The 9,381-nt window shown below is 62.0% G+C and carries 8 protein-coding genes; 5 read left to right on the top strand and 3 right to left on the bottom strand.

The features are described from left to right. The first annotated feature begins 58 nt into the window (after window positions 1-58). The 4 genes from ACR0MI_RS22110 to ACR0MI_RS22125 all read left to right on the top strand — a co-directional run bounded on the left by ACR0MI_RS22110 (window position 59) and on the right by ACR0MI_RS22125 (window position 5,700). Window positions 59-790 (top strand): dienelactone hydrolase family protein, encoded by a 732-nt coding sequence (locus tag ACR0MI_RS22110; RefSeq protein WP_170613185.1) that lies wholly within the window; start codon window positions 59-61, stop codon window positions 788-790. Window positions 791-868: 78 nt separating this feature from the next. Then, window positions 869-4,030, top strand: a complete 3,162-nt coding sequence (locus tag ACR0MI_RS22115) for a valine--tRNA ligase (RefSeq protein WP_170816803.1) — start codon at window positions 869-871, stop codon at window positions 4,028-4,030. A gap of 137 nt (window positions 4,031-4,167) precedes the next feature. After that, window positions 4,168-5,328 carry a benzoate/H(+) symporter BenE family transporter gene (locus ACR0MI_RS22120; protein WP_170613189.1) on the top strand — a complete coding sequence of 387 codons (1,161 nt, stop codon included), beginning with the start codon at window positions 4,168-4,170 and terminating at the stop codon, window positions 5,326-5,328. Between the two features lie 39 nt (window positions 5,329-5,367). After that, on the top strand, window positions 5,368-5,700 hold the full coding sequence (locus ACR0MI_RS22125; protein ID WP_170816801.1) for a DnaJ family domain-containing protein: 333 nt from the start codon (window positions 5,368-5,370) through the stop codon (window positions 5,698-5,700). Here ACR0MI_RS22125 and ACR0MI_RS22130 read toward each other — a convergent pair whose 3' ends face one another. Further along, window positions 5,701-6,483 carry a crotonase/enoyl-CoA hydratase family protein gene (locus ACR0MI_RS22130; protein WP_170613193.1) on the bottom strand — a complete coding sequence of 261 codons (783 nt, stop codon included), beginning with the start codon at window positions 6,481-6,483 and terminating at the stop codon, window positions 5,701-5,703. Window positions 6,484-6,610: 127 nt separating this feature from the next. On the opposite strand from ACR0MI_RS22130, the gene ACR0MI_RS22135 reads away from it, so the two are divergent. Beyond that, window positions 6,611-7,726, top strand: coding sequence for a pyridoxal phosphate-dependent aminotransferase (locus ACR0MI_RS22135; RefSeq protein ID WP_170613772.1), 1,116 nt, complete (start codon window positions 6,611-6,613; stop codon window positions 7,724-7,726). 70 nt (window positions 7,727-7,796) lie between these two features. On the opposite strand, the gene ACR0MI_RS22140 is transcribed toward ACR0MI_RS22135, so the two are convergent. Together ACR0MI_RS22140 and ACR0MI_RS22145 are read right to left on the bottom strand one after the other, a co-directional pair. Beyond that, a complete protein-coding gene (locus ACR0MI_RS22140; protein ID WP_170816800.1) occupies window positions 7,797-8,987 on the bottom strand; it encodes an aminotransferase class V-fold PLP-dependent enzyme in 1,191 nt (396 codons plus the stop codon). A 50-nt stretch (window positions 8,988-9,037) separates the two neighbouring features. Continuing rightward, on the bottom strand, window positions 9,038-9,381 hold a 344-nt coding region (locus tag ACR0MI_RS22145), incomplete at its 5' end, for a beta/alpha barrel domain-containing protein (protein ID WP_480855606.1).

The following is a 9,381-nucleotide window of genomic DNA, read 5'->3' on the forward strand; positions in this document are numbered from 1 at the left end:
AGTCGATCGCGAAGAAATTCGATTTCCAGCAGCATCCCAATGGTATAGCGTCGGCGCCATGACCTGGACACATGACGCCGTATTCCCGTTCACCGCCCCTATCAGCACCGGCACAGAAGCCACGCATGACGTTTACGTCGGGGGCGAAGGTCCACCGATCATGATCCTGCAGGAACTGCCGGGGATCGGGCCGGAAACGCTGGAACTGGCGCAGCGGCTGAACAACTCGGGGTTCCGGGTGTATCTTCCGCACCTGTTCGGTACGTTCGGCAAAACTCAGACGGGCAGGAATTTTGCCCGGCTGTTCTGCGTCCGGCGCGAGATCAACATGTTCGCGAAAGGCCGCCAAAGCCCGGTTGCGGGCTGGATGCGGGCGCTGGCGGGTCATATCCGGGATCAGGAAGGCAGCGCGGGCGTTGGTGTCATCGGCATGTGCCTGACCGGCAGCTTTGCTCTGACCTTGATGGCCGACGACGCGGTTCTTGGCGGCGTGGCCAGCCAACCCGCATTGCCGATCTTTGGCGGCGACAAGCTGCATATGAGCTCGCAGGATATCCTAGACGCGCGCGCGGGCATGGCACAAAAAGGCCCCGGTCTGGCGATGCGGTACGCCAAAGACAACCTGTCGCCCCAAAAACTGATGCGGTCGCTGGAAAGCGCCTTTGGCGAGAACCTCGAAACGATTGAGTATGCGGGCAAGGACCATTCGCTGCTGACGCTGGATTTCCACGATCCAGCCTATCAGCGCGTTGATACCTATTTCAAAGACCGATTTGGGATGGCCGGTTAGCACAGACGCCCTTCCCCTTCCTGCGTGCATTCGCTATTGCAAGCGCTGACCCGATTTTGTTGACGCAGGACGCATCCCATGGCGATGGAAAAGACATTCAACGCGGCCGAGGCCGAGGCCCGCATCTACAAGGCCTGGGAACAGGCCGGAGCCTTCAAGGCAGGCGCTAACCGCTCGCGCGACGAAAGCTTTACCATCATGATCCCGCCGCCCAATGTCACCGGCGCGCTGCATGTGGGCCATGCGTTCAACAACACCCTTCAAGATATTCTGACCCGCTGGCACCGGATGCGTGGCTTTGACACGCTGTGGCAGCCCGGTCAGGACCACGCCGGCATCGCCACGCAGATGCAGGTGGAAAAGATGCTGGCCGCCACCCAGCAGCCGGGGCGCCGCGAGCTGGGGCGTGAAGCATTTCTGGACAAGGTCTGGGAATGGAAGGGCGAATACGGGGGCACGATCATCGAGCAGCTAAAGCGCCTGGGATCATCCTGCGACTGGTCGCGCAATGCCTTCACCATGGCAGGCGCGCCGCGCGACCCGCGCACGGGGCACGAAAACTCTGCGAATTTTCACGACGCGGTGATCAAAGTCTTTGTCGACATGTACGAAAAGGGCCTGATCTATCGCGGCAAGCGGCTGGTCAACTGGGACCCGCATTTCGAGACCGCGATCTCGGACCTTGAGGTCGAGAACATCGAGGTCGCGGGTCATATGTGGCACTTCAAATACCCGCTCGCCGGTGGCGAGACATATGAGTATTTGGAAAAAGATGAAGATGGGAATGTGATCCTCCGCGAGGAGCGGGATTACATTTCAATCGCGACAACCCGGCCCGAGACTATGTTGGGCGATGGTGCGGTTGCGGTTCACCCCTCGGACGAGCGGTATGCACCCATCGTTGGCAAGCTATGCGAAATCCCGGTTGGCCCGAAAGAGCACCGCCGCCAGATCCCGATCATCACCGATGACTACCCGGACCCCGATTTCGGCTCGGGAGCGGTGAAGATCACCGGTGCGCATGACTTCAACGACAACATGGTCGCTAAGCGCGGCGGCATTCCGATGTACCGTCTGATGGACACCAAAGGCGCGATGCGGGCCGATGGGGCTCCCTACGCCGAAGAGGCCGACAAGGCGCAGGAATATGCGCGCGGGCGTGAGTTTACCGAGAACGAGATCGACGCGATCAACCTGATACCCGATCACCTGCGCGGGCTCGACCGGTTCGAGGCGCGCGCGAAAGTGGTGGAAGAGATCACCAACGACGGTCTGGCCGTCATGTGCCGCGCGGATGACCCGCGTCTGGGCTCGACGGCGCTGAAGCCCGAGCACGAAGGCGCGGACAAGCTGGTCCCGCTGGTCGAGCGCAAACCGATCATGCAGCCCTTCGGCGACCGCTCGAAAGTGGTGATTGAGCCGATGTTCACCGACCAGTGGTTCGTGGACGCCGAAAAGGTCGTCGGCCCCGCGCTGGATGCGGTCAAGGACGGCACGGTGAAGATCATCCCCGAGTCGGGCGAGAAGACTTATTATCACTGGCTGGAAAACATCGAGCCTTGGTGCATCTCGCGCCAGCTGTGGTGGGGGCATCAGATTCCGGTTTGGTATGGTCTCGACCTGTCTGCCGAAGACTTCATCGACGACGAGAACGACGGCAACCTTGATCTGGTCGAGATGGGCCGATTGCTGAACGAAGGCGGCATGCTGCATCGTGGCAACGTTATGGAATGTGCATCCAGCCTTGAAGCGGTAACCGAGAAATTCTTGGACGACAATGCCAACATTCCCAGCCCGCTAAGCCACGCGACGGTTATCGAAGTCGCCGACAAGCAGGAGGCGATTCATCAATTCGCCGAAAGCCTTGCACAATATGCAGTCGAACAGGACCCGACCAAGCTGGTTTACCCGGTTTGGCGCGATCCCGATGTCCTCGACACGTGGTTCTCCTCCGGCCTCTGGCCCATCGGCACTCTGGGCTGGCCCGAACAGACCGAGGAACTGGAACGCTACTTCCCGACGGACGTTCTGATCACCGGCTTCGACATCCTGTTCTTCTGGGTCGCCCGGATGATGATGATGCAACTGGCCGTGGTAAACAAAATTCCGTTCCACACCGTCTACCTGCACCAGCTCGTCCGCGACGAGAAGGGCAAGAAGATGTCCAAGACCACCGGCAACGTCATCGACCCGCTGGAAATCGTGGACGAATTCGGCGCCGACGCGCTGCGCTTTACCAACGCCTCGATGGCGGCCATCGGCGGTGTGCTGAAACTGTCCCGCGAACGCATCACCGGTTACCGCAACTTCGGCACCAAGCTGTGGAACGCCGTCCGCTTTGCCGAGATGAACGAGGTCTTTACCGACGCCGTTCCGCAACTGGACGTGTCCGACCTGAAGCCCAAGGCCGCCGTGAACCGCTGGATCATCGGCGAAACCGCCCGCGTGCGCGAAGAGGTTGACGCGGCGCTGGAAAGCTACCGCTTCAACGACGCTGCCAATGGACTTTATGCCTTTGTCTGGGGCAAGGTCTGCGACTGGTACGTGGAGCTGTCCAAACCGCTGCTGCAAGGCGATGATGCCGAAGCGCAGGCCGAAACCCGCGCCACCATGCGCTGGGTTCTGGATCAGTGCATGGTTCTGCTGCACCCGATCATGCCCTTCATCACCGAGGAACTCTGGGGCCTGACCGGCAACCGCGCCAAGATGGTGGTCCACGCCGACTGGCCGACCTATTCTGCGGCCGACCTGATCGACGCGGATGCGGATCGTGAGATGAACTGGGTGATCTCGGTGATCGAAAACACCCGCTCAGCCCGTGCTCAGATGCGGGTGCCTGCTGGTCTGTACGTGCCGATGCTGGTGACCGAGATCGACGCCAACGGCCAGGCCGCATGGGACCGCAACGAGGCGCTGATCAAGCGCCTTGCGCGGATCGACAGCCTGACCAACGCAGAAGATCTACCCAAAGGCACAATCTCGATTGCCGCACCCGGCGCGTCCTTCGGCCTGCCGCTGGCGGATATCATAGATATCGGCGCGGAAAAGGAACGACTTGAGAAAGCCAAGGCCAAGCTGGCCAAAGAACTGGGCGGCCTGCGTGGGCGCCTGAACAACCCCAAATTCGTGGCTTCGGCCCCGGAAGAAGTGGTTGAGGAAGCCAAAGCCAACCTCGCCGCCCGCGAAGAAGAAGAAGCAAAGCTGAACGAGGCCCTTGCCCGTTTGGCAGAAATCGCCTGATCTTCATCTTTTCCCAAATACTCAAATCCCGAACCCCGCCACCTGTCGGCGGGGTTTTCTTTTGGTGACACGGCTTTCCCCTTGTTCCCGACTGCTTGCAATTGTTAGCAATTTGCCCAAACAACCCCGAGGCAGAAATGGCGCATTCCCATCCCCCCGTGCAGACGATTTCGACCGGCCTGGTGGTGGCGGTGGTTGGGTTTTTCAGCTCATTCCCGATTGTTTTACAGGGCCTTGCCGCCATGGGTGCCTCGGCAACTGAGGCTGCGTCCGGCCTGATGATGGCTGCGGTTGCAATGGGGCTGGCAGCCATAGTCCTCAGCCTCTGGTATCGGCAGCCGATAAGCGTGGCCTGGTCAACACCCGGCGCTGCTTTGCTGGCGGTTTCTGCCACCCCTGCCGCCGGTTTTTCAGGGGCTGTCGGCGCGTTTCTGTGCGCCGGAGCGCTGACCGTTCTGGCAGGCCTGTGGCGTCCTTTGGGGCGGTTGGCGGCTGCGATCCCGACAACGCTGGCTCAGGCCATGCTGGGCGGGGTTCTGCTGCCGCTGTGTATTGTGCCATTCAAGGCGGCGGTTGAGCTGCCCTGGCAGGCATTGCCGGTCATCGTAACGTGGTTTGTCGCCGGCCGGATCAATCGGTTGATCGCGGTGCCGGCCGCGGTTGCGGCGGCGGCCCTCGTCGTCCTGAATGCCGGAGACAGCCCGGTTCGACCTGAACATCTGGTCGCCGCGCCGGTCTGGACAATGCCGACATTCTCGGTGGCCTCTGCCATAGGCATCGGGCTTCCGCTGTTCATCGTGACCATGGCCACGCAGAATATCCCCGGCATCGCGGTGATGCGCAGTTTTGGTTATGCACCCGAAGCTAGCAGGCTGTTCTCGGCCGTCGGCGGGGCCAGCATTCTGTCCGCGCCATTCGGAGCCCCTGCCACCTGTCTGGCCGCCATCACCGCCGCCATGTGTTCGAACGAGGACAGCCATCCAGACCGGGACCTGCGCTACTGGTCCGCGGTCATGGCAGGCTTATTCTACTGTCTGTTCGGCATTTTTGCCGTGGCGATCACCGGGTTTGCCGCCCATGCCGACCCGTTGCTGATGGGAACATTGACCGGGATAGCGTTGATCGGTGTCATGGCAAACGCGACCTCTGCGGCGCTGGAAGTTCCTGCCGAACGGGAAGCGGCGATCCTGACATTTGCAATCACTGCTTCCGGTATCACCGTGTTCGGCTTGGGCGCGGCGGTCTGGGGACTGGCGGCAGGCGGCATTGCTTATCTGGTTACGAAACGGACCCGGTGAACGCTTTCGTCTGCATCAATGGTCGCGTATAATCCTGCGATGCTTGGATCACTTGGAAAACTGGTGGAACGCCAGATCAAAAAGGCGCAGGCGGAAGGTCAGCTAGAGGGGCTGAACGGCGAAGGTCAGCCCTTGCCCGATCGTTCGACCGAGGCCCAGAGCGATCCGGCCATTGCGGCCGGGCACCGGATCATGGCGCAGGCCGGTGTGCTGCCCGAAGAATTCAGCCTCAGGAAAGAACTGGACGCGGCCCGACAGGTCTATGCCGGTCTGACCGATGCCGCAGACCGAAAAGCGGCCATGGCGCGCATCGCCGATCTTGAGATGCGTTACAACATGGCCCGTGATGCGCGCCGGGCGTTCATGCGGTGATCACTTGAACTCGGGCTTGCGGCCCTGCATCTGGGCCGAGATGACCTCGATCTGATCCGGTTTGCCGATCAGTTCCACCTGTTCCGCCGATTCCTCCATCAGCACCTCTGCGCGGGCCTTGCATTCGGCCACTTCGATCAGTCGCTTGGCGGCACGGATGGCCGAGGGGCTTTTGCCCGCGATATTTTCGGCCAGAGCCAGCGCCTCGGTCATTGGATCATCCGACAGTCTGGTAACAAGCCCCCAATCGGCGGCTTGCTGGGCACCGATGGGGCGGGCTGTATAGGTCAGCAGGCGCAACACGTCCGAGCGGACAAGTTGCGGCAACAGGACCATCCCGCCCATGTCGGGGATAATGCCCCATTTCATCTCCATCACGGCCAGCTTGCTTTCGGGATGGGCGATACGGATATCCGCGCCCAGAGCGATTTGCAGACCGCCGCCATAGGCCACGCCCTGAATGGCGCAGATCACCGGCACCGGCACCCGCCGCCAGATCAGCGCAAGCTCCTGCATCTCGTTGGCGTCATGGTGGCTGCGCGTCATCAGCCATTCGGTCGGGTCCATATGGGCCATCTTGGCAAAGCTTGCCATGTCGAGACCTGCACAGAAGCTTTTGCCTTCGCCCGACAGAACAACGGCCCTTGCGTCCGAGGCCGCGACTTCCTGACCGGCGGCCAGGATGGCTTTAATCATCGCATCGTCCAGCGCGTTCATCTTGTCGCCCCGGGTCAGCGTGACGTGGGCAATGTGGTCTTTATATTCGACGGATACGCGCGCCATGCGAGGCCTCCCAGATCCTGTTTCGCCGATCATGCCCTGAAAGGCATGGCCAGTTCCACCACGACGTGAGGGCAGATCATCTGACCTGATGCTTGCCCAACCCGCCGCCCTGCGCTTATCTGCGCATATGACTGATCCGCGCTACACCCCGCTTGCCCGATCCCTGCCCGCCACCGTCCCGTTTGTCGGGCCCGAAACGCAGGAGCGTGACCGCGGTGCGCCGTTCGTGGCCCGACTGGGCGCGAATGAGAGCGTGTTTGGTCCCTCGCCCCGCGCCATTGAGGCGATGCAACGCGCCGCGAGCGAGATCTGGATGTATAGCGATCCCGAAAACCACGATCTGCGCCATGCCCTCGCCGATCATCATGCCGTGTCCGTGAAGAATGTCGTGGTGGGTGAAGGGATCGACGGGCTATTGGGCTATCTGGTTCGGCTGCTTGTCGAGCCCGGGGATGCGGTTGTGACCTCGGACGGGGCCTATCCGACCTTCAATTACCATGTCGCAGGCTTTGGCGGCGTGCTTCACAAGGTGCCTTATGCAAAGGATCAAGAAGATCCGGTGGCGCTGTTTGCCAAGGCGGCAGAAGTGGATGCCAAGCTGGTCTACCTGGCCAATCCCGACAATCCGATGGGAAGCTGGCATGCGGGTGCCGATATCGTGACCGCGCTGGACGAATTGCCCAATGGCTGCCTGCTGGTGCTTGACGAGGCCTATGTCGAATGCGCACCGGAAGCAACGGCAGCGCCGGTCGCGGCGGATGATCCGCGCGTGATCCGGATGCGGACTTTTTCCAAGGGGTATGGAATGGCCGGGGCACGGGTCGGGTACGCCATTGCAGCACCAGGGCTGATTGCAGCCTTCAACAAGGTGCGCAATCATTTCGGAATGAACCGGGCGGCGCAAGCCGGGGCGCTGGCGGCGTTGCGGGACGACGCATGGCTGTTCAACGTTCAGGGGCGGATTGCCGAGGCGCGCGACAGGATTGGCGCGATCGCGCGGGAGAACGGGTTGGTGCCCCTGCCATCGGCCACCAATTTTGTTGCCATCGATTGCGGGCGGGATGGGGTTTTTGCCAAAGCGGTTCTGGATGCGCTGGTGGCGCAGGGTATCTTTGTGCGGATGCCCTTTGCCGCACCACAGAACCGTTGCATTCGCATTAGTTGCGGTGCGAAGGCCGATCTGGACGCCTTTGCGGCCGCGCTGCCCGGGGCGCTTGCAGCGGCAAGGGCGGAACCCGGCTGAAACGCTGTGCCCGGGGCGCGATTCCCCCCGGGGATATTGTCAGCCAATTGAAAAGACGGTTCTTTTCGGACTAGCCCGCCAGCGTTGCTGCCGCAGCTTCGAGCGCCCCTTTGCCGCGCGGGATATTCAGGGCGGCCATGGCGGTTTCCATTCCGCCCAGCATCGCCATAACCATCTGAGCGTTCACATGGCCCATGTGGCCAAGCCGGAAACAGCCGTCCCAGTCCTCCATCCCCAGACCGATTCCCAAGGTCAAACCCAGCTCTCGCTCGGTAAAGCTGCGCAGCGTCGTGCCCTGACCGTCGGTCAGGCGCAGGGCCGTGACGGCGTGGCTGCGAAAGGCGCGGTCGGCGACATTGAGCTGCAGCGCACCGCCCTGCGCCCAAATCTCACAAGCGCTCCAGATCGCCTGTGAAAGGCGTTCGTGGCGGACCCACACCTGGTCGAGCCCTTCGGCATGGATCAGGTCCAGCGCGGCGCGCAGGCCGTAAAGGTGATGCGTCGGCGCAGTGCCGTTGAAATACTGGTAGAACAGGTCGGGATTGGCGCGCGGCTGCCAGTCCCAGTATTGCGACACGCGAGGCATGGCTGCGCGTTTGGCCTGTGCTTTGTCATTGAAGAAAACAAAGCCCGTACCGGCGGGGGTCATCAGGCCCTTCTGGCAGGCCGTGACCATGACATCGACCCCCCAGTGATCCATCTCGAACCGTTCGCAGCCCAGCGAGGCGATGCAATCGGCCATAAGCAGCGCGGGGTGGTCAAGTTCGTCCAGCAGAGCGCGAAGGGCCGGGATGTCGTTGCGCACCGAACTGGAGGTATCGACATGAACCGCCAGCACCGCCTTGTAGCGGTGTTCTTTATCGGTGTGTAGAGCTTCGGCGATGCGGTCAAAATCCCACGACGAGGCGGTTCCGAAATCGATCAGGTCGACCTGCGCTCCGATGCCCTCGGCCATTTCGGCCCAGCCATGGGTAAACCGGCCCGACGCAGGGGCCAGAACGGTTTCTCCCGGTGCGATCACATTGGACAGTGCGGCCTCCCACGTGCCGTGGCCGTTGGCGATATAGATGGCCACGTCATGCTGCGTGCGCGCGACGCGGCGCAGGTCGGCGGTCAGCGCCGGCATCATGTCGATCAGTTCGCCGTCGTAGATATTGGGCGATGGGCGATGCATGGCCTGCAGCACCGCATCGGGCATGACCGAGGGGCCGGGAATGGCCAGATATTCGCGCCCCCGCGCGAGGGAAACTTGCTGTGTCATGGGTCGCCTTGCCTGAATTGGCGCCTAACCTAACGCAGGTTGCGGCCGCGTCAATCCACCAGTTGCGAGGCCTCGCGCGCAAGTGACTCGATACCTGCCCAGTCGCCATTCAGCACCATTTGCTTTGGCGCAACCCAACTGCCGCCGGCGCAGACAACGTTGGACAGCGACAGGTAATCGCGCGCATTTGCGGGCGAGACGCCACCGGTCGGGCAGAAGCTGATCTGCGGCAGGGGCGCACCGATGGCCTTCAGCGCAGGCGCGCCGCCCGAGGCCTCGGCCGGGAAGAATTTCAGCATGTCGTAGCCCTGTTCCAGCAGGCGCATCGCTTCGCTGGCGGTGGCAGCGCCGGGCAGCAGGGGCAGGCCCTCGTCCTCGCAGGCGGCAATCAGGG

Source organism: Ruegeria sp. D4, assembly GCF_056534475.1.

What these genes read in the sequence shown, in the direction of transcription:
- ACR0MI_RS22125 (WP_170816801.1), top strand. Translation starts at nt 5,368, where the DNA reads ATGCTTGGATCACTTGGAAAACTGGTGGAACGCCAGATCAAAAAGGCG.
- ACR0MI_RS22140 (WP_170816800.1), bottom strand. Translation starts at nt 8,987, where the DNA reads ATGACACAGCAAGTTTCCCTCGCGCGGGGGCGCGAATATCTGGCCATT.
- ACR0MI_RS22110 (WP_170613185.1), top strand. Translation starts at nt 59, where the DNA reads ATGACCTGGACACATGACGCCGTATTCCCGTTCACCGCCCCTATCAGC.
- ACR0MI_RS22135 (WP_170613772.1), top strand. Translation starts at nt 6,611, where the DNA reads ATGACTGATCCGCGCTACACCCCGCTTGCCCGATCCCTGCCCGCCACC.
- ACR0MI_RS22115 (WP_170816803.1), top strand. Translation starts at nt 869, where the DNA reads ATGGCGATGGAAAAGACATTCAACGCGGCCGAGGCCGAGGCCCGCATC.
- ACR0MI_RS22130 (WP_170613193.1), bottom strand. Translation starts at nt 6,483, where the DNA reads ATGGCGCGCGTATCCGTCGAATATAAAGACCACATTGCCCACGTCACG.
- ACR0MI_RS22120 (WP_170613189.1), top strand. Translation starts at nt 4,168, where the DNA reads ATGGCGCATTCCCATCCCCCCGTGCAGACGATTTCGACCGGCCTGGTG.